This is a genomic window from Devosia salina, from assembly GCF_019504385.1.
GTDB lineage: Bacteria > Pseudomonadota > Alphaproteobacteria > Rhizobiales > Devosiaceae > Devosia > Devosia salina.
Genome location: NZ_CP080590.1, coordinates 901,847 through 927,796, shown reverse-complemented (window position 1 = coordinate 927,796; position 25,950 = coordinate 901,847). Strand labels below are relative to the sequence as shown.

Annotated in this window: 22 protein-coding genes; 14 read left to right on the top strand and 8 right to left on the bottom strand. The window is 63.9% G+C overall.

What is annotated here, in order from left to right; all coding sequences use genetic code 11:
- Nucleotides 1-70: 70 nt before the first annotated feature.
- From K1X15_RS04400 to K1X15_RS04380, 5 genes are all read right to left on the bottom strand, one after another.
- Nucleotides 71-886: a FadR/GntR family transcriptional regulator gene (locus K1X15_RS04400; protein WP_220306270.1), complete on the bottom strand. Its 816-nt coding sequence runs from the start codon at nt 884-886 to the stop codon at nt 71-73.
- Nucleotides 883-1,689, bottom strand: a complete 807-nt coding sequence (locus K1X15_RS04395; RefSeq protein ID WP_220306269.1) for an ATP-binding cassette domain-containing protein — start codon at nt 1,687-1,689, stop codon at nt 883-885. The genes K1X15_RS04400 and K1X15_RS04395 overlap by 4 nt, the downstream gene beginning before the upstream one ends.
- Nucleotides 1,686-3,470, bottom strand: coding sequence for a dipeptide/oligopeptide/nickel ABC transporter permease/ATP-binding protein (locus K1X15_RS04390; RefSeq protein ID WP_220306268.1), 1,785 nt, complete (start codon nt 3,468-3,470; stop codon nt 1,686-1,688). The genes K1X15_RS04395 and K1X15_RS04390 overlap by 4 nt, the downstream gene beginning before the upstream one ends.
- Nucleotides 3,467-4,414 carry an ABC transporter permease gene (locus K1X15_RS04385; RefSeq protein WP_220306267.1) on the bottom strand — a complete coding sequence of 316 codons (948 nt, stop codon included), beginning with the start codon at nt 4,412-4,414 and terminating at the stop codon, nt 3,467-3,469. Before K1X15_RS04385 ends, K1X15_RS04390 begins: the two co-directional genes overlap by 4 nt.
- An 82-nt stretch (nt 4,415-4,496) precedes the next feature.
- A complete protein-coding gene (locus tag K1X15_RS04380) occupies nt 4,497-6,047 on the bottom strand; it encodes an ABC transporter substrate-binding protein (protein WP_420828373.1) in 1,551 nt (516 codons plus the stop codon).
- A gap of 146 nt (nt 6,048-6,193) precedes the next feature.
- Here K1X15_RS04380 and K1X15_RS04375 point away from each other — a divergent pair, with 146 nt between their 5' ends.
- Entirely contained in the window at nt 6,194-6,841 is a 648-nt protein-coding gene (locus tag K1X15_RS04375) for a DUF1028 domain-containing protein (RefSeq protein WP_220306266.1), read from the top strand.
- On the opposite strand, the gene K1X15_RS04370 is transcribed toward K1X15_RS04375, so the two are convergent.
- On the bottom strand, nt 6,838-7,326 hold the full coding sequence (locus K1X15_RS04370; RefSeq protein WP_220306265.1) for an Lrp/AsnC family transcriptional regulator: 489 nt from the start codon (nt 7,324-7,326) through the stop codon (nt 6,838-6,840). The genes K1X15_RS04375 and K1X15_RS04370 overlap by 4 nt on opposite strands.
- 102 nt (nt 7,327-7,428) lie before the next feature.
- Between K1X15_RS04370 and K1X15_RS04365 the strand changes: the two genes are divergently transcribed.
- From K1X15_RS04365 to K1X15_RS04335, 7 genes are all read left to right on the top strand, one after another.
- On the top strand, nt 7,429-9,804 hold the full coding sequence (locus K1X15_RS04365) for a transketolase (RefSeq protein WP_220306264.1): 2,376 nt from the start codon (nt 7,429-7,431) through the stop codon (nt 9,802-9,804).
- Nucleotides 9,805-10,007: 203 nt separating this feature from the next.
- On the top strand, nt 10,008-11,609 hold the full coding sequence (locus K1X15_RS04360) for a peptide ABC transporter substrate-binding protein (RefSeq protein ID WP_220306263.1): 1,602 nt from the start codon (nt 10,008-10,010) through the stop codon (nt 11,607-11,609).
- A gap of 71 nt (nt 11,610-11,680) precedes the next feature.
- Nucleotides 11,681-13,435: an ABC transporter ATP-binding protein gene (locus K1X15_RS04355; RefSeq protein WP_220306262.1), complete on the top strand. Its 1,755-nt coding sequence runs from the start codon at nt 11,681-11,683 to the stop codon at nt 13,433-13,435.
- A gap of 472 nt (nt 13,436-13,907) precedes the next feature.
- A complete protein-coding gene (locus tag K1X15_RS04350) occupies nt 13,908-14,837 on the top strand; it encodes an ABC transporter permease (protein ID WP_220306261.1) in 930 nt (309 codons plus the stop codon).
- Complete coding sequence (locus K1X15_RS04345; RefSeq protein WP_220306260.1) at nt 14,834-15,733, top strand: ABC transporter permease; 900 nt, start codon at nt 14,834-14,836, stop codon at nt 15,731-15,733. Before K1X15_RS04350 ends, K1X15_RS04345 begins: the two co-directional genes overlap by 4 nt.
- Nucleotides 15,734-15,735: 2 nt before the next feature.
- On the top strand, nt 15,736-16,935 hold the full coding sequence (locus tag K1X15_RS04340) for an aminotransferase class V-fold PLP-dependent enzyme (protein ID WP_220306259.1): 1,200 nt from the start codon (nt 15,736-15,738) through the stop codon (nt 16,933-16,935).
- A 62-nt stretch (nt 16,936-16,997) separates the two neighbouring features.
- A complete protein-coding gene (locus K1X15_RS04335; RefSeq protein ID WP_220306258.1) occupies nt 16,998-17,723 on the top strand; it encodes a FadR/GntR family transcriptional regulator in 726 nt (241 codons plus the stop codon).
- Between the two features lie 8 nt (nt 17,724-17,731).
- Here the strand turns inward: K1X15_RS04335 and K1X15_RS04330 are convergent, their stop codons facing one another.
- Nucleotides 17,732-19,033 carry a PAS domain-containing sensor histidine kinase gene (locus K1X15_RS04330; protein ID WP_220306257.1) on the bottom strand — a complete coding sequence of 434 codons (1,302 nt, stop codon included), beginning with the start codon at nt 19,031-19,033 and terminating at the stop codon, nt 17,732-17,734.
- A gap of 314 nt (nt 19,034-19,347) precedes the next feature.
- Nucleotides 19,348-19,845 (bottom strand): MarR family winged helix-turn-helix transcriptional regulator, encoded by a 498-nt coding sequence (locus K1X15_RS04325; RefSeq protein ID WP_220306256.1) that lies wholly within the window; start codon nt 19,843-19,845, stop codon nt 19,348-19,350.
- A gap of 280 nt (nt 19,846-20,125) precedes the next feature.
- Here K1X15_RS04325 and ectA point away from each other — a divergent pair, with 280 nt between their 5' ends.
- From ectA to ehuB, 6 genes are all read left to right on the top strand, one after another.
- Nucleotides 20,126-20,701 (top strand): diaminobutyrate acetyltransferase, encoded by a 576-nt coding sequence (gene ectA / locus K1X15_RS04320; protein ID WP_220306255.1) that lies wholly within the window; start codon nt 20,126-20,128, stop codon nt 20,699-20,701.
- Between the two features lie 54 nt (nt 20,702-20,755).
- Complete coding sequence (ectB, locus tag K1X15_RS04315) at nt 20,756-22,045, top strand: diaminobutyrate--2-oxoglutarate transaminase (RefSeq protein ID WP_220306254.1); 1,290 nt, start codon at nt 20,756-20,758, stop codon at nt 22,043-22,045.
- Between the two features lie 12 nt (nt 22,046-22,057).
- Entirely contained in the window at nt 22,058-22,450 is a 393-nt protein-coding gene (locus K1X15_RS04310) for an ectoine synthase (protein ID WP_220306253.1), read from the top strand.
- Nucleotides 22,451-22,488: 38 nt separating this feature from the next.
- Nucleotides 22,489-23,418, top strand: a complete 930-nt coding sequence (thpD, locus tag K1X15_RS04305; RefSeq protein WP_220306252.1) for an ectoine hydroxylase — start codon at nt 22,489-22,491, stop codon at nt 23,416-23,418.
- A 70-nt stretch (nt 23,419-23,488) separates the two neighbouring features.
- Nucleotides 23,489-24,946, top strand: a complete 1,458-nt coding sequence (locus tag K1X15_RS04300) for an aspartate kinase (protein WP_240549663.1) — start codon at nt 23,489-23,491, stop codon at nt 24,944-24,946.
- 72 nt (nt 24,947-25,018) lie between these two features.
- Nucleotides 25,019-25,885, top strand: a complete 867-nt coding sequence (gene ehuB, locus K1X15_RS04295) for an ectoine/hydroxyectoine ABC transporter substrate-binding protein EhuB (protein WP_220306250.1) — start codon at nt 25,019-25,021, stop codon at nt 25,883-25,885.
- Nucleotides 25,886-25,950: the final 65 nt, after the last annotated feature.

Sequence of the window (25,950 nt, the reverse complement as noted above, 5' to 3'; positions counted from 1 at the left end):
CGTGCCACAGAGTGCGCGTGTTAGTGAAGCGAAAAACTGCGCTGCCACGTGCTGCGCCACCGAGGTCGGGTCAGGCGCGCCGACGGGCCCGGGGCTTGCGAGGCTCTTCGGTCTCGCTGAGGAAACGATCCTCGAGGCGCGTTTCCAGTCGCAGCATATGCGCCTCCGCCTCGGCCATGTGCTCTGCCAGGATGGCGGACGCCGCGTCCGCGTCGCGGCGCCGCATGGCGGCGATCAGGTCGCGCTGGTGGCGGATGCCACCCTCGCGCAGCACGGGTTCGGGCTGCACATAGATGTCCTGGGCGATCGTCAGGTCCTTGAGCAGGCGCTGGAGGAAACGAGCCGTGAAGGCAAGGATCGGATTGTCTGAATACTCGGCGACCACGCCATGGAAATCGAGCTCGGCCATGCGCTGGTTCCAGCGCTCGCGGGCGTCTGCCGGTTCATGGTCGTAGATTGAAATGATGGCCTCGAGCCGCTTGAGCCCGGCCTCGTCGATGTGAGGCGTGGCGCTCGCCGCCACCAGCGGCTCGAGTGCCTTGCGCATCTGGTAGATGTTGGCGATCGAGAGGTTCTTGGCGAAGAGGAAGTTGGAAAGCAGACTCATCGCCCGGCCCTCCGACATGCGCTCGATAAAGGCGCCGCCGCCCGGACCGGTGCGCACGGAGATCAGACCCTGGACTTCGAGCGCCTTGAGCGCCTCGCGCACCGTGCCCTTGCTGGCCGCGAACTGGGCCAGCAGATCCCGCTCCTGCGGCAGCCGATCGCCGGGGCCAAGGCCATGCTCGACGATCATGCGCTTGATGGCATCGACGATCTCGTCCGTGCGCTTGCGGCGCGGAGGGCCGGCGCTTGCCGGTGGGTCGATGGGATCGGGCAGGCTCATGCGGTTTCCGAATGGTCGAGGCGCGGTGCGCTGGCGATCAGCGCGCGCGTATACTCATGCTTGGGCGCGGCAAAAAGCTCGGCCGCCTGGCCGGTTTCCACCACCTCTCCCAGATACATGACGGCGACCCGATCGGAAATGGATTCCACAACCGCAAGATCGTGGCTGATGAACAGGTAGGAAAGCCCAAGATCGTCGCGCAGCTGCTGAAGCAGCAACAGGACCTGCGCCTGCACCGAGACATCGAGCGCGCTGACCGGCTCGTCGAGCACCAGGATGCGTGCCTCTGCCGCCAGCGCCCGGGCGATGGCGATGCGCTGCGCCTGTCCGCCGGAAAACTCGTGCGGGAAGCGGTCGAGCGTATCGAGCGGCATCTGCACCGCGTCGACCAGTTCCCGCTTGCGCCTTGTGCGCGTGGCGCGGTCGTACCCGCACAACAGGCGCAGGGGCACATCGAGGATGTCCCCGATGGTCTTGCGCGGATTGAGCGAAGCGACCGGGTCCTGGAACACATATTGAATCTTGCGGCCGAAGGCGCGCGAGCCCTGTGCCGCCAGCTCCGACCAGGGCCTGCCATCGATCTGCATGGTACCGGCTGTCGGACGTTCAAGACCCACCAGCATGCGCGCCAGTGTCGACTTGCCCGAGCCGCTTTCGCCTACGATGCCCAGGGTCTCGCCCCTTTTGAGGTCGAGCGAAATGCCGCGAACGGCATGCACCTCGCTGGCCTGCCGCCCGAACAGGTTGCGGCCACCGCCAAAGGTCTTGACCAGATCGCGGATTACAACGACGTCCTGGCTCATGCCCCCGCCCTTTCGAAAAGTGGCTGGACGCGGTCGAGGAACGCATGTCCCTCGCCCAGTTCCGGCACGCAGGCGATCAGGCGGCGCGTATAGTCGTGCTGAGGATTGCGCAGCACCGCGCCGGTTTCGCCCTGCTCGACGATGAGGCCGTCCTTCATGACCGCGACGCGGTCGCAGACCTGAGCGACGACCCCGAAATCGTGGGTGATGAGCAGCAGCGCCAGGCCTCGCTGCCGCCGAAGGTCGTGCAGCAGTTCGAGGATGCGCGCCTGTACCGTCACATCGAGTGCGGTGGTCGGTTCGTCGGCAATGATGATGTCGGGATCATTGGCCAGCGCCATGGCGATGCCGATCCGTTGACGTTGACCACCGGAAAGCTCGTGGGGATAGGCCTTGATGCGGCTCGAGGCATCGCGGATGCCGACGGTATCCATCAGTTCCATCGCACGCGCCAGCGCCGCCTGCTTGCCAAGAGGCTTGTGCGCGAGGACGGCCTCGGCGATCTGTTCGCCCACCGGAAAGAGCGGGTGCAGCGTCGTCAGCGGGTCCTGGAAGACGTAGGCGACGCGAGCGCCGCGCAGACCGATCAATTGCTGCTCGGGCAAGCACAGCACTTCCTGGCCTCCCACATAGACCCCGCCGCCAGTGATCACGCCTGGCGGTGAGGCCACAAGGCCCATCAGCGAAAGCGCCGTCACCGACTTGCCCGATCCGCTCTCCCCGATCAGCCCCAGGCATTCGCCCTTGTCGAGCCGGAAGCTGATATCGCGCACCGCCGGAGTGATGCTGTCACCGGTATCGAAGCCGGTGGATAGGTTCTCGACCACCAGTGCCGGGGAGTTTTCCATCTTCGCCGGCGGCTGGGTCTTGCGTTCGATTTTCGTGATCGGCATAGGCCGGTTGAGGGCCCCCGAGCGCAGGCGCGGATCGAGCACGTCGCGGATGCCGTCGCCGAGCAGGTTGATGGACATGACAAGGACGAAGATCATGATGCCCGGAATGATCGAGGCATGGGGCGCGGTGAACAATTGTGCCCGCGCCTGCCCCAGCATCGAGCCGAGATCGGAGGTCGGCGGCTGCGCGCCCAGCCCGAGAAAGCTGAGGCCTGCCGTTTCGAGGATCATCCAGCCCACGGTCGTGGACATGGTGATGACGATCACCGGCAGCACATTGGGCAGGACCTCGGTGAACAGCACCGCCACGTGCCCCTTGCCCGACAACCGCGCCGCATCGACGAATTCGCGACTGCGTATCGAGACGGTGACACCCCTGATATTGCGGGCAAAGAAGGGGATATTGACGATGGCGATGGCGTAGAGCGCATTGAGCAGGCCCGGCCCCAGCGCTGCGACGATGGCAATCGCCAGCAGGATATAGGGAAAGGCCATGAGCATATCGACAAAGCGCATCAAGACGCTGTCGGTGGCGCCCCGCGCATAGCCGGCGACCAGACCGATCAGCGAGCCAAAAATGGCCGCCAGTGCTGTGGCGCTGATGCCGACCAGCAGCGACACCTGCGTGCCCCAGATCAGCCGCGAGAGGATGTCACGCCCCAGATGATCGGTGCCCAGCCAATGCCCCTGGCTCAGGGGCGGCAGCAGCCGGTTGGGCTGGTCCGTGATGTCCGGATTGGGCAGCGGCAGAATTGGCGCGAGCACCGCCAGCACAACGATGAAGGCAAAGAGGAAGAGGCCCACGGCTGCGAGCCTGTTGGCCATCAGCAATTGCCAGTTGCTGCGCCGCTTGCGGGGTGCGGGAGTGGTAAGGGCCATCTCGGTCATGCCTTGAGCCTCGGATCGAGCATGGCCTGGGCGACGTCGGCCAGAAGATTGACGAGCACATAGACGGTCGCGGCAACGAGCACCCCACCCTGCACCAGCAGCAGGTCACGGGTTGAGACGGCCTTGACCAGCATCTGCCCCAGCCCCGGCCACTGGAACACGGTCTCGATATAGACCGCGCCGCCCAGCACGAACCCGGCCTGGATGCCCAGCACCGGGATGATGGAGACGAGCGCGGCGCGGAAGGCGTGGCGATAGATCACCACGTTTTCAGTAAGACCCTTGGCACGGGCGGTGCGGATGAAGTCCTGCCTGAGCACTTCGAGCATGGCGGCCCGAGTCAATCTCGCCACAACCCCGGTGGCAACGATGGCCAGCGTTCCCGCAGGGAGGATCAGGTGACGCAGCAGGTCCGGCAGGTCGCCGCCACCATAGACGGCATACATGCCCGAGGCCGGCAGCAGCCGCCATTCAACGGCAAAGAACAGGATGAAAACCAGCCCCAGGAAGAAGGCTGGCATGGATATGCCGATCAGCACGAAGAAGGTGACAATGCGGTCGGTCCAGCCGAACTGGCGCACCGCCGAGACAATGCCTGCCAGGATGCCGAGCACCGAGCAGATAACCAGTGATGCTCCGGCAAGGATCAGCGTGGCGCTGAAACGCTCCAGCACCTCATCGATGACGGGCCGATTGAGGATGTAGGAGCGGCCAAAATCGCCCTGGAGGAGATTGCCGATCCAGATCACATATTGTTCGGGCCAGGAGCGATCGAGCCCGAGGGCGCGGTTGATCCGCTCGACATTTTCCGGCGTTGCATAGGAGCCCAGCAGGGCCTGCGCCGGATCGCCGGGGATGAGTTTCATCACCAGAAAGACAATGATGGAGAGCCCCAGGATCACCGGGATGGCGGCCAGAAGGCGCTTGCCAATATAGGCGGTCATGTCTGGTCCCTCCTCTGGCTCGTGGCGGGCACCCCTCATCCGCCCTTTGGCTGCAGCCGTGACGGATGAGGGGACCTTCAGCCTATTGCTTGCTCACGTCCCGCAGAACCAGCGAGAAGTCTGGCTGCAGCTGAAAATCTTCCACTGCGTCGGTGACCACGGCATTCTGTTTCCAGTTGGCGACAAAAAGCCAGGGCGCGTCCTCATGGGCGATTTCCTGCACCTGTTTGTAGAGGTCGGCGCGCTCGTCCGGATCGGTCGAGACCCGGGCCTGGTCGAGCAGGTCATCCACCTCGGGGTTCGAATAATAGGACGAATTGAACCCGCCATCCTCCGGCCAGGCCGCGGTGCGCAGGGTGAGGAAGGGCAGCGTGTCCGGATCCGAGGTCATCCACGCCATTTCGGCCATGTCGGCCTTGCCCTCGAGACCCGGGTTCACCTCCGACAGGAAGGTATTCCACTCATAGGTTTCAATCTCGACGTCCAGGCCCACCGCTGCGAGGTCGGCCTGAATGGCTGTCCCCATGGGGACCGGGTCGAGCATGCCCGAGCCGCCTTCGGTGACATAGAAGGTCAGCGAGGCACCTTCAGCGCCGGCTTCGGCCAGGAGCTTCTTGGCCATTTCCGGATCATAGGGATAGGGATCGACGTCTTCGTTGTAGGCCCAGTTGAAGGCTGGCGGGATCGGGCCAGCAGACACTTCGGCAGTGCCCTGCAGCACATCGTTGACCAGGCTTTCCTTGTTGACCGCATAGTTCACCGCCTGGCGCACGCGCACATCGGCAAAGGGGCCTTCCTTGGCGTTGAGCATGACGTACCAGACATGCGGGCCAACGGCCTCGACAACCTCGAAATTGGCGTCGTCACGGAACTGGGCGACATTGTCGGGCGGGGTTTCGAGCAGCACGTCAATGCCGCCGGACAGCATTTCGGCCACACGGGTATTGGCGTCGGTGATCGGGCGGTAGATGACCGCCTCGAGCGACGGAGCGCCGTCCCAATAGTCATCGTTGCGCGAGGTGACAACGCTGGTATTGGATTGCCATTCCTCGAATTTGAACGGGCCGGTACCGACAGGATGGCGGCCATAATCGGCGCCATATTTCTCGACCGCGGCAGGGGAAACGATCAATCCCGTCGCCGATGCCAGGTTCGACATGAAGGGTGCGAAAGGCTCGTTGAGCGTGAACTTGACGGTCAGGTCATCCACGACTTCGACATTCTCCACCGACGAGAAGAAGAAGGCGAGCGGGAACGGGCCGGTATCGGCGAAGGGATGGTTTTCATCCAGCATGCGGTCGAAGTTGAACTTCACCGCTTCGGCATTGAAGGGCGAACCGTCATGGAAGGTCACGCCTTCGCGCAGGTTGAAGGTGTATTCCAGGCCATCGTCCGAAATGGTCCAGTCAGTGGCGAGGGCCGGCTCAATCTCAAGCGTGCCCTGCTTGTTGCGCACCAGGCCATCATAAATGTTCATGGCAATGCGGAAGTCGTTGGCCGCCGTCGAGACGTGCGGGTCGAGCGACGCCGGCTCGGCGATCTGGCCGACCACCAGCACATTGGGTGGCGTCTGCGCGCTGGCCGGGGCGACCAATGCCAAAGCAGTCGCGACCATCAGGGGCGCGAGCCCCATCCATTTGCGATTCATGAGCTTTCTCCTTGCATTCCCTGTGCCTTGCCCCTCTGGCCACGCCATGAGACAAGTGCCATGCATTATTTATCATCATAAATTTGCCTGCTCGTCAATTTATGCTAATAAATTCGCGAAAGGACGCTCCTATGACGTTTTCCATCGTGGCACGCGACCCTGATACCGGTGCGCTTGGCGTAGCCACGGCTACGGCCGGCCCTGTCGTGGGCGCGCTGGTACCCCATGGCGCCGCCGGGGTCGGGGCTATTGCCACCCAAGCGCTGACCAATCCCTACCTCGCCTATGATGGACTGGACCTGCTTTCGGGCGGGGCCGGGGCGCTCGAAGCGCTCGAAGGGACCTTGGCGCGGGACCCCGCGCCCGAACTGCGCCAGCTCATCATCATTGATGCGGCCGGCACCACAGCCGCGTGGACCGGCCCCTCGTGCCAGGGGGTTGCCGGTCATCTGCTGGAAGACGGCTTCGCAATTGCTGGCAACCTGATTGCGAACGAGGCGGTCTTGGAGGCCATGGCGTCCGCCTATCGGGAAGCGCGCGGACTTGCCCATCTGTCGGATCGCTTGCTGATGGCCATGGAGGCCGGCGCTGCTGCCGGCGGCGACAGCCGCGGCGTGGGCTCGGCTGCGATCAAGGTGTTTCATCGCGAACGCTATCCCGTGGTTGATCTCAGGATAGACTGGTCGAACGCCGTCATGGCCGAGCTGCGCGCCCTGCACTCGGAAGTCACATCTGGTGACTATGCGCAGTTCTTCCGCAAGGTTCCTGGCCGATTCTAGAGTGGCAGGACCCGTGAGAACTTCACGGCACCCAGCGAGAAGCTGCTCTCGATCGAGGCGACGCCTTCGAGTTGGGTCAGTTTCTCGCGCAGGAAATGCTCGTAGGATTCGAGATCGGCGCACACGACCCGCAGCAGGAAGTCGAACTGCCCCGTCATGAGATAGCACTCCATCACCTCGGGCCAACGGCTGATCGCGGCGCCAAAGGCATCGAGATTGCCGGCACGCTGCCGCTCCAGCTTGATGGAGATGAAGACCGATACCGGCAGGCCGACGGCCTTCTGCTCGATATTGGCACTATAGCCCGATATGATCCCGGCACGCTCGAGTTGCCGGAGACGTCGCAGGCACGGCGAGGCGGAAAGCCCGACCTTGTCGGCCAGTGCCTGGACCGTCATGCGGCCATCTTCCTGCAACGCCCGCAGAATCCGCCTGTCGACCGGGTCGATTGCGCCGTTGGCAGATTCCACCTGTTCTGGTGACATTTCGGGGCAAATCCTGCGCTCTGGTTCAACTTATCGACCAAAATAGGTGAGTTTCGCCCTTTGGCAAACCTTAATGTCAGACATATCGAGAGGAGAGGCGATATGGCGAGTGCGGGGATCGGACGGGTTCAAGCCATCGAGGCGCTGACCAGAAAGTCACTCTGGCTGGCGAGCTGGATGGTCCACCATGCGAACCATATCCGGCCCAATATCGACGGCGTTAAGGTCGGCGGACACCAGGCCAGTTCCGCCTCCATGGCGGCGATGCTCTCCACCCTTTATTTCGGTGTGCTCAGGCCCGAGGACCGGATTGCCGTCAAGCCGCATGCGGCGCCGGCCTTCCACGCCATCCAATATCTGCTGGGTCGCCAGACCCGGCAAAAGCTCGTCGATTTCCGCGCCTTTGGCGGCGCCCAGTCCTATCCTTCGCGCACAAAGGACACCGACGACGTCGACTTCTCCACCGGCTCGGTGGGTCTCGGCGTTGCCTTCTCGGCCTTCGCTTCCCTGGTCCAGGACTATGTGCGCGCCAAGGACTGGGGCGGCAAGGATCGCTCAGAGGGCCGCATGATCGCGCTGGCCGGCGATGCCGAACTCGACGAGGGCAATATCTATGAATGCCTGCTTGAAGGCTGGAAGCATGGCCTGAGGAATTGCTGGTGGATCATCGACTACAACCGTCAGAGCCTCGACGGCGTGGTCCGCGAAGGGCTCTATGATCGGATCGAATCCGTCTTCAAGGCCTTTGGCTGGAAAGTCGTCACGCTCAAATATGGCGCCCTGCAGCGCGCCGCCTTTGCCGAGCCTGGCGGGGACCGGCTGAAAGCCTGGATTGATGCCTGCCCCAACGCGGTCTATTCGGCGCTGATGTTCCGTGGCGGCGCCGCCTGGCGCGAACGGCTCAGTGACGAGATCGGCGATCAGGGCGAGGTCTCTGCCCTGCTCTCTCGCCGCAGCGACGACGAACTGGCCGCGTTGATGGCCAATCTGGGCGGCCATTGCGTCGCCAGCCTCCTCGATCAGTTCGAGAACGCCGATAGCGAGCAGCCGACGGTGTTCATCAATTATACAGTCAAGGGCTGGGGCACGCCGCTGGCCGGTCACAAGGACAATCATGCCGGGCAGATGACCAGCGCGCAGATCGAGCAATTGCGTGAAGCCCACGGCATCCGCGAGGGTCACGAATGGGAGCCCTTCGAAGGGCTGGAGCAACCCGAAACGCTGCAAGCCTTTCTCGACAAAGTTCCCTTCAACACCAAGTCCTCGCGTCGCCTGACCTCGCCTGCCGTGCCGACCATCGGCCCGCAATTCATCGGCACCGGCCCGACCTCGACCCAGGCCGCCTTCGGGCGCATTCTCGATGCGATCGCCAAGACCGATAGCGAGATGGCCCGCCGGATCGTCACCACGTCACCGGACGTGACGGTGTCGACCAATCTGGGGGCCTGGGTGAACCGGCGGAACCTGTTCGCCAGCAAGGAGATGGTGGACATTTTCCAGAAAGAGGCCATTCCCTCGACGCAGAAATGGCGGTTCACGCCGGAGGGCCAGCATCTCGAACTGGGGATTGCCGAGATGAACCTCATGCTGATGCTGGGCGCCGCGGGGCTTTCGCACTCCCTTTTCGGCGAGCGCCTCCTGCCCATCGGCACCCTTTATGATCCGTTCATCTCCAGGGGCCTGGATGCCCTCAACTATGCCTGCTACCAGGATGCGCGCTTCCTGCTGGTGGGCACGCCCTCGGGCGTTTCGCTGGCCGGTGAAGGCGGCGCGCACCAGTCGATCGCCTCGCCGCTGATCGGCATGTCGCAGGACGGATTGGCGAGCTTCGAGCCGGCCTTTGCCGATGAATTGTCGGTCATCATGGACTGGGCCTTTGACTATATGCAGCGCTCGGGCGATGCGCGGCCGGATCTGGCCGACTGGCCGCGCGATGTGACGGGTGGGTCGGTCTATCTCAGGCTGTCCACTCGGACGATCGACCAGGTGCCGCGTGACGCTAAAGCCTTGCCGATAAACGATATTATTCGTGGCGGTTATTGGTTGAAACCGCCGACGCCGGAATGCGACGTGGTGATTGCCTATCAGGGCGTGCTGGCGATCGAAGCGATCGAGGCGGCGGGCCGCATCGGAGGCGACCGGCGCAATGTGGCCGTGCTGGCGGTGACCTCGGCAGATCGGCTGAACGCGGGCTGGCAGGCCGCCCAGCGCGGACATCTCCATGGCGACCAAACCACTGTCAGCCATATAGAAAACCTGCTTTCCGAGGTCCCGCGCGGGGCAGGAATTGTCACCGCGATCGACGCCCATCCGGCCACTCTGGGGTGGCTGGGCAGCGTGTTGGGACACCGCACGATTGCCTTGGGCGTCGAGCATTTCGGGCAGACCGGAACCGTGCATGACCTCTACCGCCATTTCGGCCTCGACGCCGAAACCATCGTCGCTGCGGCCAGCCGGTCAGGGTCCAGGAGGTCGTGAATGAACACATTCTGAACGCGCCAAGTGGTCTTGCCACATGCGGCTCAATTTGTCAGACATATGTCATATGGCAGATTTTTGGAGAAGAGTTTGCCAGACCGTTCGCCCCCAGGAGGCGAGCAAGCAAAGGACGTGATCAGACCCGGGGGAAATGGGCCTGGCACATCAGGGAACATCGGAGAGCTCTTACAAGGAGGGAGCACATGCATATCATGCCCAAACTGGTCGGCGCATTGGCAGTCGCGACAGCGCTGACCCTGCCCGCCCTGGCCCAGACCACGATCGTGGCACCCGGCCAGTCCACCACCGGCACCTATATGGACTACATGAAGACGGTCTATGACCGCGCCACCTTTGCTGAATTGCTGCAGGTGCCGATCGCGACCTTCGACAAGGAATTCAAGCTGACGCCGATGGCGGCCGAAAGCTGGAGCCAGTCGGAAGATGGCCTGACGTGGACCTTCAAGCTGCGGCCGGGTCTCGTCTGGTCCGATGGCGAACCGCTGACCGCCGAGGATTATGTGTTTGCGCTGCAGCGCGCCGCAACCTCCGGCTATGACTTTGCATGGTACTGGGACTTTGCCGGCGGCATCAAGGGCTGGAAGGAAGTCACCGAAGGCACGGCCGACGTCTCGACCCTCGGCCTTAAGGCCGTTGACGACCTGACCATCGAGGTCACCACCACTGCCCCGAAACCCTACCTGCCTTCCGTCACCAGCCTCTGGTATCCGGTGCCCAAGCACAAGGTGGACGAACTGGGCGACGACTGGGCGCTCAATGTCGACACCATCGTGTCGTCCGGGCCTTTCGAGATCGAGAGCTGGGAGAAGTCGAACAATTCTGTCGTCTTCACCAAGTCCGACACCTATACCGGCCCCTGGCAGGCCCAGATCGACCGGCTCGAAGTCGATCCGAGCCTTGGCGCGCCCGAAGTCGGCCTGCCCGCCTTCCTGGCCGGTGACACCGACTATTCGTTCCTCAACACCGGGCAGGTGCCCGTCGCCATGGCGGCCGACCCTGACGGCATCCGCAAGAATGCGGTGTTTGCCACCTCGTATCTCTCCTATGACCTCGAGTCCGAGCCGTTCAACAATGTCGACGTGCGGAGGGCCTTCTACTATGCCATCGACCGCGACGAGCTGACCTCGACCGTGCTCAAGGACATTGCCATTCCGGCTGGCTCGATCCTGCCGCCCGGCTATCCTGGGTACAATCCGGACGTCGTGGCCCAGGCCACTTTCGATCCGGAAAAGGCCAAGCAGTACCTGGCCGATGCCGGCTACCCGAATGGCGAGGGCTTCCCTGCCATCGAAATCTGGATCCGCGAGGAAGGCGGCTATAACGGGGCCATCGTGCCGGCCATGGCGCAGTACCTGCAGGCCGAGTTCAAGGATGTGCTCGGCATCACGGTCGATATCCGCCAGCTTCCGGGCGCGGATTGGATGGACGGCCTCAGGGGCAAGAAGAACAACATCTTCATTGCGCCCTATGAGTATGACTATCTCGACCCGTCCAACTTCTACGGCATCTTCTACAATGGCGGCCGCCACGGCTATTTCGTGCCGGAATATGACGCCCTTGTTGCCGAAGCCGATGCCGAAAGCGATTGGGATACCCGCTACGACCTCTACGCGCAGGCCGAGCAGGTGATGATCGACCAGGGCCTGATCGTGCCGCTGGTGCACCCGATCACCACGGCCATCATCTCCAGCGACCTCGGCGGCGAGGCTTCCACGCCCAATTCGCTGGGCTTCACCCCATTGGACCGTCTTGGACACTACTTCTTCACGCATCTGACGAAGTAAGCCAGCGTTCCATAGAGGCGCCTCCCGGGTATTCCCAACCGGGAGGCGCACCTGCCAAATCGGGGTCCCATATGTCGCTCGTCGAAATCGAAGACCTCCGGGTCAGCTTCCGTCAATATGGCGGCGCGGTGGACGCCGTGCGCGGCATCAGCTTCACCGTCAATGAGGGCGAGAGCCTGGGCATCGTGGGCGAAAGCGGCTCGGGCAAATCGGTGAGCTGCAGCGCCCTGCTGCGCCTCCTGCCCGCCACGGCCGAAGTCAGCGCGGCGAAGCTCCGCCTCGACGGCATTGACGTCGCCAAGGCCGGCCGGGACGACCTGGTTCGGCTGCGCGGCCGAGCCGCGGCTATGATCTTCCAGGACCCCATGACGGCCTTCGACCCGGTCTTCACCATCGGCCACCAGATCGCCGAGACCATCCAGGCCCACCGCACCGTTTCCCGTCGCGACGCCCTCAGGGAAGCCGAGGAGCTGTTGCAGCGCGTCGAGATCAAGAACGCCAGCGACGTTCTCACCTATTACCCCCACCAGCTCTCGGGCGGCATGTTGCAGCGCGCGATGATCGCCATGGCGCTTTCCTGCCGGCCCAAGGTGCTGATTGCCGACGAGCCGACCACGGCGCTCGATGTGACCATCCAGGCGCAGATCCTGCAACTGATCAAGAAGGTGCAGGCCGAGTTCGGCATGGCCCTGATCATGATCACCCACGACCTCGGCGTCATTGCCGAAACGGTGGACCGCGTGCTGGTCATGTATCGCGGCGAGGTGATGGAACAGGGCCCGGTGCAGCAGATTTTCGATGCGCCGCAGCACGACTACACCAGGCAGCTTCTGGCGAGCCTGCATGCGCGCTTCGAGCCCTCCCGGGGCAGCGACACGGACACCCCGGCGCTTGAACTCAAGGGTCTCGCCAAGACCTATCGCATTCGCCGCCGCCGGGGCTTTCGCTCCGACTATGCCGATTTCCATGCGGTGCGGGAGATCAACCTCGCCCTGCCCCGCAACCGCATCGTCGCCATTGTGGGCGAAAGCGGCTCGGGCAAGACCACCACCGGCATGATGGCCATGCGCCTGACCGACGTGTCGCGCGGCCAGATCCTGGTCAACGGCACCGACATCTCCGGCATGACGCCCGAGGCGCTCAAGCCGTGGCGCAAACAGATGCAGATCGTCTTCCAGGACAGCTATTCGGCACTGGACCCGATGATGACGCTGACCCAGATCATCGCCGAGCCGTTGCATATCCATGGAATCGGCACGGCGCGGGAACAGCAGGAAACGGCTCTGAGCTGGCTCGAGCGCGTCGGCCTCGACCGGACCTATGCCAACCGCTATCCGCATGAATTGTCTGGCGGCCAGCGCCAGCGCGTCGCCATCGCCCGGGCACTGGTACTGGAGCCGAGCATTCTGGTGGCTGACGAGCCAACCTCGGCGCTGGACGTGACGGTGAAGGCGCAGATCATCGGCCTGCTCAAATCGCTGCAAGCCGAGATGGGCCTGTCCATGCTGTTCATCAGCCATGACCTGTCGACGGTGAAATCGCTCACCGACAGCGTGGTGGTGATGTATCGCGGCCGTGTGGTCGAGGAAGCGCCGACCGAGCGCATCTTCTCGGACCCGCAACATCCCTATACCCGCGCCCTGCTCGACGCCGTACCGGCCACCAATCCCAAGGAAAAGCGCCAGCGCACCTTCCTGTCGGCTGAGGACATCATGGCGCAGACGCCGCGCTACACGGTCATCCAGACCGGCGCCGCCCCGCACAGCGAACCGCAACTCGTGACCATCGCCCCGGATCACCGGGTCGAGGCATTCGTGACCAATTGAGGGAGGGTGAGATGATGGATCGCGTTTGTGGAATCACCCCACCATCATTCCCTGCCCATCAAGGGGAGCGAGGCACAGGGCCGAGCGGTCAGTGTTCATCGTCTCCCTCCCCCTTGAGGGGAGGGATCAAGGGTGAAGGTTCCGGCCCATCCTGGAACATTGGCGCGGTGGTCATTGCAGAACCCCCACCCCAACCCCTCCCCTCAAGGGGGAGGGGCTTTGGCCCCAATGCGCGGCGGGATTTGGAGGCCACCCCACCCCCATTCCCTCCCCATCAAGGGGAGGGAGGCACAGGGCCGAGCGGTCAGTGTTCATCGTCTCCCTCCCCCTTGTGGGGAGGGATCAAGGGTGGGGGTTCCGGCCCATCCTGGCGCATTGGCGCGGTGGTGATTGCAGAACCCCCACCCCAACCCCTCCCCTCAAGGGGGAGGGGCTTTGGCCCCAATGCGCGGCGGGATTTGGAGGCCACACCATGCTGACCTATATCCTGCGCCGGCTCGTCTCGGTCGCCTTCACCTTCATTGCCGTGTCGATCATCATCTTCCTGATGATGCATGCCGTGCCCGGCGGCCCGTTCGATGCCAATGACATGCCGGTTTCCGAGGCGGTGCGCGCCAAGCTCATGGCCCAGCTCGGCCTCGACCAGCCGCTTTATGTGCAATATCTGCGCTATATGTGGGGGGTGCTGCATTTCGATTTCGGCGTGCCCTACCAGAGCCCGGGCGAGAGCGTGTTGCAGCTGCTATCGCGCGCCTGGGTGCCGAGCCTGGTGCTGGGCGGGCTGGGCGTGTTGATCGGCGCCCCGCTGGGTATTCTCCTTGGCATGGCCGCCGCGCTCAATCGCAATAGCTGGATCGACTATGTCGCTTCGGCGGTTGCGACGCTGGGCCTGACCATTCCGGTCTTTGTCACCTCGATGCTGCTGATCCTGGTCTTTGCGGTGTGGCTCAAATGGTTTCCGGCCAGCGGCTGGCCGCATCCGGAACGCTGGGTGCTGCCGATCATCGCCTATGCCGCGATCCCCATCGCCACTTATGCCCGATACACCCGCTCGGCCATGCTCGACACGATGAGCCGGCCGTTCGTCACCGTGTTGCGCGCCAAGGGCCTCAGCGATCGGCGGATCGTCTTCCAGCACGTGCTGCGCAACTCGGCCATCCCGCTGGTCACGGTGTTCCTGCCCATGTTCATCGGCACCGCCACCGGCTCGATCTTCGTGGAAGCCATGTTCCGCGTGCCGGGCCTGGGCGCCTATTTCGTCTCGTCCATCGAGACACGCGACTATCCCCTGGAGATGGCGCTGATGCTGATGATCACCTTCATGTACTGCATCGCCTATCTCCTCTCCGACATCGTCTATGCGCTGATCAATCCGCGTATCCGCGTGGGAGGCGCAGAATGACCGACATCATCGCAACGCCTCCCGCCGCCGAGACCGCCGTGCCCCGCCAGCGCAGCCCGCTCTGGTTCGCCTGGCAGCGTTTCCTCTCCAACAAGGCGGCCCTGGCCGGGGGCATCGTGCTCACCATCCTGATCCTGATGGCGCTGCTGGCGCCGCTGATCACGCCGGTGCCGCCCGAGGCGCAGCTGTTCCTGACCCAGTCGCTGGCCTTCCCCTCGCCCGAACACTGGTTCGGCGTCGATAATCTGGGGCGCGATTTCTACACCCGCATCGTCTATGGCGCGCGCGTCTCGCTCTCCATCGGCTTCATTGCCGCGGGCTTCTCGGTGCTGATCGGCATACCGCTAGGGGCGTTGGCCGGCTATTTCGGCGGCAAGACCGACTGGGTGATCATGCGCATCATCGAGTTGTTCTCGGTGGTGCCGCCGCTCCTGGCGGCCATGCTGCTGGGCACGCTCATCCGGGGCGGCTATCCCTCCATCGTGGCCATCGCGGCCCTGTTCGGCTGGGTGCAGGTGTGCCTGCTGGTCCGCGCGCAGGTCAAGGCCTTCCGCGAGAAGGAATTCGTACGTGCCGCCCAGGCGCTGGGCGCCTCGCCCTGGTACATTATCCGCCGCCACCTCATTCCCAATTCCATCAGCCCGATCATCGTGGGCTTCGTGCTCGCCATTCCCATGGCGATGATGCTCGAGGCCTCGCTGAGTTTCCTGGGCATCGGCGTGCCGCCGCCGACCCCGACCTGGGGGCAGATGATCAATGAGGGCATCAATTTCATGTTCTACTACTGGCACCTGGCCGTGTTTCCCACCGCGGCCCTGGCCATCACCGTTCTCGCCACCTCGCTGTTCGGCGACGGGTTGCGCGATGCACTCGATCCCACCCTGAAAGGCCGCTGAAAGTGTCCGACAATCTCGCCCGGCAGTTCCTCCTTCGCGAGGACGTCGTCTTCCTCAACCACGGCTCTTTCGGCGCCTGCCCGCGCCCGGTGTTCGAAGCCTATCAGGGCTGGCAGCTCGAGCTGGAGCGCGAACCCGTGGAGTTCCTGGGCCGTCGCCTGCACGACCTGCTGCGGGCCCCGCGCGAGGCGCTGGCGGCCGAACTGGGCTGCGGATCCGAGGACATTGTGGGCGTGCTCAATGCCACGACCGGGCTCAACATCGTGGCCCGCTCGCTCGACCTCAAGCCAGGCGACCAGATCCTGACGACCGACCATGAATATTCGGCGCTGGAAAAGACCTGGGCCTATGTGTGCCGCAAGACCGGGGCGGAGATCGTCGTGGTCAAGGTGCCGATGCCGCTCACCAGCGAAGCGGCGTTCACAGACGCCATCATCGCCGGTATGACCGAGCGCACCCGCGTGCTATTCCTGAGCCATATCACCTCGCCCACCGCCCTGCTCTTCCCCATCGAGAATGCCATTGCCGAAGCCCGCCGGCGCGGTATCTGGTCGGTGATCGACGGGGCGCATACGCCGGGGCATATCAAGCTCGACCTCGAGGGCATCGGCGCCGATTTCTATTCGGGCAATTGCCACAAATGGATGATGACGCCCAAGGGTTCGGCGTTCCTCCATGCGCGGCCCGAGGTGCAGGGCCTGCTCGATCCGCTGGTGATCAGCCATGGCTGGACGGCGGAGTCCAAGGCGCCCGGCGCCAAGGGCGCCTTCGGCAATTCGCCCTTTATCGACGAGATCGAAATCCAGGGGACGCGCGACCCGGCCCCGTGGCTGACTGTTCCGGCGGCCATCCAGTTCCGCAAGGACAATGACTGGTGGGGCGTGGCCGCGCATTGCCATGCCCTGGCGCAGGATACGGCGAGGCAGCTGGGCGAACTGACCGGGCTTGCGCCGCTCAGCAGCCCGGAATTCTGCGCGCCGCAAATGGTGGCCATGCCGATCCCGGAATGCGACCCGCTGGTGGTGCATACGACGCTGTTCGAGCGCTATGGCATCGAGATCCCGGTGTTCCGCTGGCAGGACAGATGCATCGCGCGCCTCTCCGTGCAGGGCTACAATTCGCGTCCGCAGATGGACCGGCTGATCGATGCGTTGAGTGAGCTGCTGGAATTGGGAGCCCCACAGATCGCGGCACAAGGCTGACAAGCCGGCCAATTTGTGGTGTGAGTGGCCGCAAGGTCGTCGCACCTGGAGGAAAGGGCCCCATGAGTCGGGACACTGCCCTGAGCTATCTCGAGCCGCTGGAGAACCGCACACGCAATGTGGCGGTGCTGGATGCGCTTGCCGAAATGGTGGAGCGCGCCGGGCTCAAGATCGGCGACCGGCTGCCGCCCGAAGTGTCGCTGGCCGCCTCGCTTGGCGTGGGCCGGTCGACCATCCGCGAGGCGCTCAACCGCTGGGAGGGGCTGGGGATCATCCGGCGCCGGCGTGGCGATGGCACTTATCTCGCGGCAAAGGTCCAGACCTCGCGAGGGCTGGTGCCGACCATGGTGCGGCTCGAGGGTGAGGCGCTGCTGCGGCTCATCGAAATCCGCCGGACGCTGGAAAACGACGTGGTGCGCAAGGCGACGCTGCATGCGTCACCAAAGCAGAGGGCGGAAATATCGCGGCTCTGCGACGTGCTGCTGGTCGAGGTCAATTCCGGCCGGCCCTGGCGCAAGGCCGACCACGCCTTCCACAATGCCATCTATGATGCGTCGGGCAACCCGATGTATGGGCAGATCCTGACCAATCTCGACCATGCGCTGGAGCGGGGCGACATGTCCCCGTTCAACCGCGATGCCTTTGGCCTTGAGTCCTTCCCCATGCATCGCGACCTGGCGGACGCCATTGTCGCGTCGGATGCCGACCAGGCCGTCGCCGCGATCAACCGCATTCTCGACAGCGTCGAGGACGAGGTGCGCGCCATCATCGCCGACGGGCGGCTGTAACGGCGGGCTTAACTGGCGTTGAGCGGCACCCGGGCCTGCCAGAGCAGGCCCTTGTCGGTGAAGGAGAGTTCGGCCTCGCCCATGGTGGCGCCGGAGAACAGCCGGGTGAGCAATTGCGTGCCGAAGCCGTTTCCGGACTGCGCCTTGCCCACCGGGCCGCCATGCTCCCGCCAGGTCAGGGACACATAGCCGTCATCGCTTTCGGTCCATGAGAGCTGCACCCAGCCCTCGGGTTGGCTGAGGCTGCCATATTTGGTGGCGTTGGTGCCCAGCTCATGCACGGCCAGCGCCACATAGGGGGCAGCCAGCGCCGGGATTATGGTGGAAGCCGGACCCTCGAGCCTGACGCCGCTCAGATGCGAGACCTGTGCGGCCAGCAATTCGAAGAGCACGGCGTTTTCGGCGTCGGTGGCGAGCAATGCATCCTGGGCTCGAGCCAGGGACACGAGCCGCGCGTCCAGCGTGGCGAGGAAACTGTCGGACACCCCGCCCGACCGGGCGCTTTGCCGGACGATCGCCTGCACCAGGGCGAAGACGTTCTTGACGCGGTGGGAGAGTTCGCGCGCCAGCACTTCCAGCTTCTGCTCGTTGCGCTTGCGCGGGGTGATGTCCATGGCGCTGGCCACCACGCCGGCGGCGCCATCCGGACGGGAGAGCGGCACGGTCTGCACCGCCAGCCAGACCGCGTTACCATCGAGCACGAGGGGGAGCTCGCGCGACTGCGGCTCGGACAGGCCGCGGCGGAGTATGTCCTCGATTTCGCGGCCGACCTCCTCCCCGAAGGCCTGGCTGGGCGTGCGCCCGATCGGATCGCCCATCACGTTATGCGCCCAGGTGTAGCGCAGATCGCGGTCGTGCTCGGACATGGCGAGGCCCGATATGGCGGTGGCCAGGCTCAGCCGGTCGGCCACGGCCCTGTGGTGGTCGGTGGTTTCCTGCAGCTTCGCGACGGCTTGCTCGAGGCTGCGTTCGGCCTCGCGCAGCTCGGTCATGTCCTCGTTGACGCCAATCATGCCGGCGAACCGGCCCTGGTCGTCCGTATAGGGAGTGGCGCGCGTCCTGAGAATGCGCACCTGCCCATCGGCGCGGCGGTAGCGCCCCTCGCATTCGAAGGGCTGCTGGCTCGACATGCCCTGCCCGAAGGGCCCAAACACGGCCTCATGGTCTTCTTCGAGCAGGCTCGTTGCCCAGTCGAACGTGCCGCATTGATCGATGGTCAGGCCCCAGAATGCCCGCATCCGCCCATTGAGATAGACGCAACGGCCGGATGCGTCGCCCCGCCACAGCATGGCGGGAGAATCCTCGGCCAAGGCTGCAATCTCTGATCCACGATCAAGCTCCAACACACTATCCAATCGCTTCACACGCCTTTCGGGCGGAACGCCGCGGACCGTGCGGCTCCGCGGCCATGACCGGAGGATAGGCGAGCGCAAACGGCCTCGACACTCTCGCGCCGACCCGGGCTGTCGCCATCCAGATTGAACAAATGCATGATGTCCCTCGACGCCCCCGTATATCCATAACCCCGCGGAGCCGTTTCGGTTGCGCGGCAATTGGCACGTCGCCGGTCCGCCCCGCGCGTCAAGATCCGAATTGTCAGGCGCCGGGCCTGAGATCAGTGCTTCTATTCGTCCCGCGAGGGCACGTCGGCGGCCAGTTCGGCGACGTGGTCGATCACGGCCGCTGCGTCGAGGTGCCCACTGTCAAGCATGTCCGCGACGCGCTCGAGCGCAGTGACCAGCATGATCTGTTCCCAATCCTTGAGGGCAGAGAATTGCTGGTGAAACTGGGCATGCACCCCGTCGGGCGCGATAGCCAGGACCTTGCGGCCCATTTCGGTGAGTGACAGCCAGACCTGCCGGCGGTCCTTCTCGCCGCGCCGGCGCTGGATCATGCCGGCATTTTCGAGCTTTTGCAGCAGCGCCGTGGTGGTCGCCTGGGTGATGCCCATGCGGCTGGCAACGTGGCCGGCGGTCGTCTCCTGCTCACTGTCCAGGATCTGCAAAAAGATGAGCTGGGAGGGCGTGAGGCCCGTTTCCTGCATCAGCTTCTTTGAATTCGCCTCGGTCGCGCGCAGAATCTTGCGCATGGCGGTCAGGGCCAGCTTGGTCCGATCTTCCAATGGCGGTCTCCGGGAGTCGTCTGCGGCAATCTTACCTTTGTTGAAAGGAAAATCCCAAGCTTTCCGGGGTGCCATATTTCTTTAGCAAACACTAACTTCTTTTCCAAGCCCAAGGCCAATCGCGCCGTCCACAGGGAATATTTTCGGCGTACAAGGAGAACGCAATCGCCCAAAATCCGGCCTCTATGGCGGAAAATTTGGATAATGCTGCACATGATCGGGGAACCTTGGCGAAAATTTGGGGTTGCAATTTAGTTCTTACTGACTAAGTTTCTGGATCATGATTTACGGCAACTCAGCGCTATTCGACGCCAGCGCCCTGCACCGGCAGTCCGCAAGAGGCCCTGCGGCGACCATCCGGACGCCGCGCAGCACCGATGGTGCAAAGGTCTGGTCGCTCATCGGGGCCACCGACGCACTCGATGACAATTCGCTCTACTGCAACCTGCTGCAGACAACGCATTTTGCCTCGACCTGCGCAATTGCGGAGCAGGACGGCAAGGTTGCCGGCTGGCTTTCGGGCTATATCCCACCCGACCAGCCCGACACCTATTTCGTCTGGCAGGTCTGCGTCAGCGAGGCGGCGCGCGGCCAAGGGCTGGGGCGGCGACTGATCGGAGATGTGCTGGCGCGCCCGGCCTGCCGATCGGTGACGACGCTGCAATGCACCATCACCCATGACAACGAGCCGAGCTGGGGCCTCTTCGGGGGTATCGCCCGGAAGCTCGATGCCCAGATGCACCAGGTCGAGATGTTCGACCGGCACGCCCATTTCGAGGACCGGCACGACAGCGAATACGCCGTCAGCATCGGTCCGTTCAGCCCGGAAAAGGTCGTGGCGCTCACGAGCGCCTGACCGCCCGCCTTATCGCCCTTTGTTTCGACTATCCACGTCCAGGAGACGTTCCTTATGGCCACGACTGCAACGATCACGCCCATGACCACCTTCGAGCGCGTCGAAAGCCGCGTGCGCTCCTATTCACGCAGTTTTCCCAAGATGTTCGACCGGGCGCTGGGCGCCACCATCTATGGCACCGACGGCAAGGCCTATACGGACTTCCTGGCGGGCTGCTCGACCCTCAATTACGGGCACAACGACCCGGACCTGAAGGCCGCACTCATCGAATATCTCGGCAATGACGGCATTGCGCATGGCCTGGACATGTTCACCGATGCCAAGGAGCAATTCCTGTCGGCGTTCGAGCGGTTGATCCTGCGCCCGCGCGGCATGAACCACCATGTGCAGTTTACCGGCCCGACCGGCGCCAATGCGGTGGAGGCGGCGATGAAGCTGGCCCGCAAGGTGACAGGCCGCACCAACATCATCTCCTTCACCAATGGCTTCCATGGCGTGACGCTCGGCGCCCTGGCGGCCACCGGCAATGGCAAGCATCGCGGCGGCGCGGCGACCCCGCTCTCCGGTGTCACGCGGGCCGCCTATGACGGCTATCACGGCCCCGACATCAATACGGCGGACCTGCTCGATCGGCAGCTTTCCGACCCCTCGAGCGGCATCGACGCCCCGGCAGCGATCATCGTCGAGACCGTGCAGGGCGAAGGCGGGCTCAACGCCGCGTCGCCGGAATGGCTGCGCCAGATCCAGGCGATTGCCAAGAAGCACGGGGCCCTGTTCATCATCGACGATATTCAGGCCGGTTGCGGCCGCACCGGCGGCTTCTTCTCCTTCGACGGCATGGGCCTGTCGCCCGACATCGTCACCATGGCGAAGTCGCTCTCCGGCATGGGCCTGCCGCTGGCGGTAGCCCTGATCAGGCCCGAGCATGACATCTGGAAGCCGGCCGAGCATAACGGCACCTTCCGCGGCAACAACCATGCCTTCGTGACCGCCACCGCGGCGCTGGAGAAATTCTGGAGCGACGACCGCTTCATCACCGAGGTCAATGAAAAGGCCCGCTATCTCGGCGAGCGCCTGGGCGCCATTGCCGAGGAGCACGGGCTTTCGGTCAAGGGCCGCGGCATGATGGTGGGGATCGACGCCGGTTCGGGCGAAAACGCCGCTGCCATCTGCAAGGCCTGCTTTGCCAAGGGCCTCATCATCGAAACTTCGGGCAGCTTTGACGAAGTGGTCAAGGTCTTGTGCCCGCTCACCATTTCCCTCGACCAGCTGACTGCAGGCATCGACATCATGGAAAGCGCCTTTGACGCGATCCTGGGCTCGCGCCGTGCGGCGGCCGAATAAGGACATTCAGCAATGATCGTACGCGACCTCGAATCCGCCCGCATGGGCGACCGTCTCGTCCATTCCAATGGCTGGGACAGCACCCGCCTGCTGCTGGCCGGCGACGAGATGGGCTTCTCATTCCACATCACCCGCATCCATGCGGGCACCAGCCACGTGTTCCACTACAAGCATCACTTCGAGAGCGTCTACTGCATCTCGGGTGAGGGCTCGATCGAGGAGCTGGACACCGGCAAGGTGCACCAGATCCGGCCGGGCGTGATGTATGCGCTCAACCTCAATGACAAGCATCGCCTCTCCGCCAAGAGCGAGATGGTGATGGCGTGCTGCTTCAATCCGCCGGTGACCGGCCAGGAAGTGCACCGCGAGGACGGCTCCTACGCCCCGATTTCCGAAGACGCCTGAGCGTCTCTCCCCAACACACGAACCGAAAGGCGAGATTCATGACCCAGTCAGCTTTCGACACCGCCAATCACGACGACTACCCCACGCGCCTGCCCGCGGAAAAGTGGCAGGAGCGCAAGGACCCCGTGGTCTGGGGCAAGTGGACCCCCGAAGCGCCGCTGACGCGCGCGCAGACCGAAAGTTTTGAGAAGAACGGCTTCCTGATCCTCAAGGACGTGTTCTCGCCGGCAGAGGTCGCCGCGCTGCAGAAGGAGTCCGCCCATATGCGTTCGGGCGAAGCCGGAATCGCCGAGGACAACGTGATCACCGAGCCCGGTTCGGACGAGGTGCGCACTGTGTTCCGCCTCGACGAGGAGAATGCCCTCTTCGCGCGCCTCGCCAGCGACCGCCGCATTGCCGGCGCCGTCAGCTTCCTGCTCGATGACGATGTCTATCTCCATCAGTCGCGCCTCAACTACAAGCCGGGCTTCACCGGCAAGGAGTTCTACTGGCACTCCGATTTCGAGACCTGGCACGCCGAGGACGGCATGCCGCGCATGCGCGCCATTTCGGCCTCGATCCTCCTGACGGACAATGACGCGCTCAATGGTCCGCTGATGCTGATGCCGGGCACGCACAAGAATTTCGTCGCCTGTGCCGGCGAGACGCCCGAGGACAACCACAAGACCTCGCTCAAGAAGCAGGAAATCGGCGTGCCCTCGCATGACGCCCTGACCAAGATGGCCAAGGAACACGGCATCGAATACGCCGCTGGCAAGGCTGGCACCGTGGTGCTGTTTGACTGCAACACCATGCATGGCTCGAACGGCAATATCACGCCCTTCCCGCGCTCGAACGCCTTCTTCGTCTACAATGCCTGGTCCAACCGGGTGGTGGCGCCTTTCGCCGCGAAGAACCCGCGTCCAGCTTTCCTCAGCTCGCGCAACCCCAAGGCGCCGCTCGCCATCGAGGCCGGCAAGATCGGCTGAGGCCGATGCCGACCCGCCACCCCTCAATTTCATGGCTCCGCTCCCCGACCGGGGAGCGGCTGGAGACTTCATGACTATCGAAAGCCCGCGCCATACCGTCGAAAAGATCGGCGGCACGTCCATGTCCCGCACGGAAGAACTGCTCGACACAGTGCTGATCGGCGACCGCAAGGGAGCCGATCTCTACTACCGCATCTTCGTGGTTTCGGCCTATGCCGGCATGACCGACGAGCTGCTCGAGCACAAGAAATCCGGCAAGCCCGGCGTCTATGCACTGTTCGCAAGCGCCGAGAGCGGCTGGGGCTGGGGCGATGCGCTCAGCACCGTGGCCGACAAGATGTTCGCCCACAATGCGCGCATCTTCGCCGACGAGGGCGCGCGCCAGTCGGCCAACCGGTTCGCGCGCGAGCGGATCGAAGGGGTGCGCTCCTGCCTGATCGACCTGCAGCGGCTCTGCTCATTCGGCCATTTCCAGCTCGGGCAGCACCTTCTTACAGTGCGCGAAATGCTGGCCTCGCTGGGCGAAGCGCATTCGGCGTTCAACACCGCCCTGCTGCTCAATCTCAACGGCGTCCGCGCCCGGATGATCGACCTCACCGGGTGGCGCGACGAGGGCCAATACACTCTCGACGAAGCCATAGCGCGGGCTCTTGCCGATGTGAACCTGGCCTCTGAGCTACCAATCGTGACCGGCTACGCGCAGTGCAGCGAAGCGCTGATGGGCACCTATGACAGGGGCTATTCGGAGGTGACACTATCGCGCCTGACCGTGGTTACAGGAGCGCGCGAAGCGATCATCCACAAGGAGTTCCACCTCTCGAGCGCCGATCCGCGGCTGGTGTCGCCCGAGACTGTGCGTGTCATTGGCGAGACCAATTACGACGTGGCCGACCAGCTCTCGAACATGGGGATGGAAGCCATTCACCCGCGGGCCGCCAAGAGTCTGCGCCAAGCGGGCATACCGCTCCGGGTCAAGAATGCCTTCGAACCGGAACACCCCGGAACCGTCATTCGGTCGGACCTTGATGCGCAGGCGCCACAGGTGGAGATCGTGACCGGGCTCAGGCAGGTCTATGCCTTCGAATTCTACGACCAGGACATGGTCGGCGTGAAAGGCTATGACGCCGAAATCCTCGAAGCGCTCAAGCGCCACAAGGTCTGGATCATCGCCAAGACCTCCAATGCCAATACCATCACCCACTACCTCAAGGGTTCGATGAAGGCGATCAAGCGGGTCGAGGCGGACCTGTCGGCCGCCTTCCCCAGTGCCGATATCTCCCTGCGCAAGATTGCGCTGGTCTCGGCCATTGGCCGCAATCTGGGTGCTGCCCGGGTGCTGACCCAAGCCATGCGCGCCCTCTCGGAGGCCGGCATCGAGCCGCTCGGCGTGCACGACCTGCTGCGCAAGGTGGACCTGCAGGTCATCGTCGAGCCCGACCAGTTCGAAGCCACCATCGCGGCCCTGCACAAGGGCCTGATCGAAGACTGGGACGTCGCGCCGCAACAAAAATTGCACGCGGCAGCCTGATCCATGGCCGGCTGCAGGGATGGGCAGCAGCCGGCTTGAACCGCCCGAAGAAGAAGAAACAGGAGAACACACATGACCAAATTCGGAAAAACCGCAGTCATGGCGCTGTCTGCCATCGCCGCTTCGGCTCTAGCCTCCACCGCTGTCAGCGCCGCGACGCTGCAGGAAATCCAGGATAGCGGCTCGATCCGCATCGCGGTCGCCAACGAGATCCCGTATGGCTATGTCGACCCCAATGGCGAGGCCATGGGCGCCGGCCCGGACGTGGCCAAGGCCATCATGGAAAAGCTGGGCGTCGAGAACATCGAGTGGGTGACCACCAATTTCTCGTCCCTGATCCCAGGCCTGCAGGCCGACCGTTTCGACATGGTTGCCGCCGAAATGGCGATCCTGCCCGATCGGTGCCAGCAGGTGCTCTTTTCCGAGCCCAACTCGTCCTATGGCGAAGGCCTTCTGGTTGCCGCCGGTAACCCCAAGGACATCCATGCCTATTCGGACTTCGCCGAAAATCCGGATCTCAAGGTGGCCATCATGGCGGGCGCCGACCAGCTCGAAATGATGCAGAAGCTGGGCGTTGACGAAGCCAATCTCGTGACCATCGCGGCTAATGCCGACGCCATTTCGACCGTGTCGACCGGCCGGGCGGACGCCTATGCCGCCACCAGCCTCACCGCCAGCGGCCTTGCCGGGCAGAATGACGGCGTGGAAGTGGCCGGCGAATTCACCGACCCGGTGATCGATGGCGAGGAAGTGCGCAGCTGGGGCGGGTTCACCTTTGCCTCGGGCAACGAAGAACTGCGCGACGCCGTGAACGAGGCCCTGGCCGAGTTCAAGGCCACCCCGGAATGGTCCGAGACGCTCATGGGCTACGGCTTTACCCAGGCCGACGTCGATGGCTCCGGTCACAAGACCACCGAAGAGCTCTGTGCGGCCGAGTAATCTGGGCCATCGAGCGCATTTCTGGGCGGGTGCTCCGGCGCCCGCCCTCGGCGCGTTTCAACCTT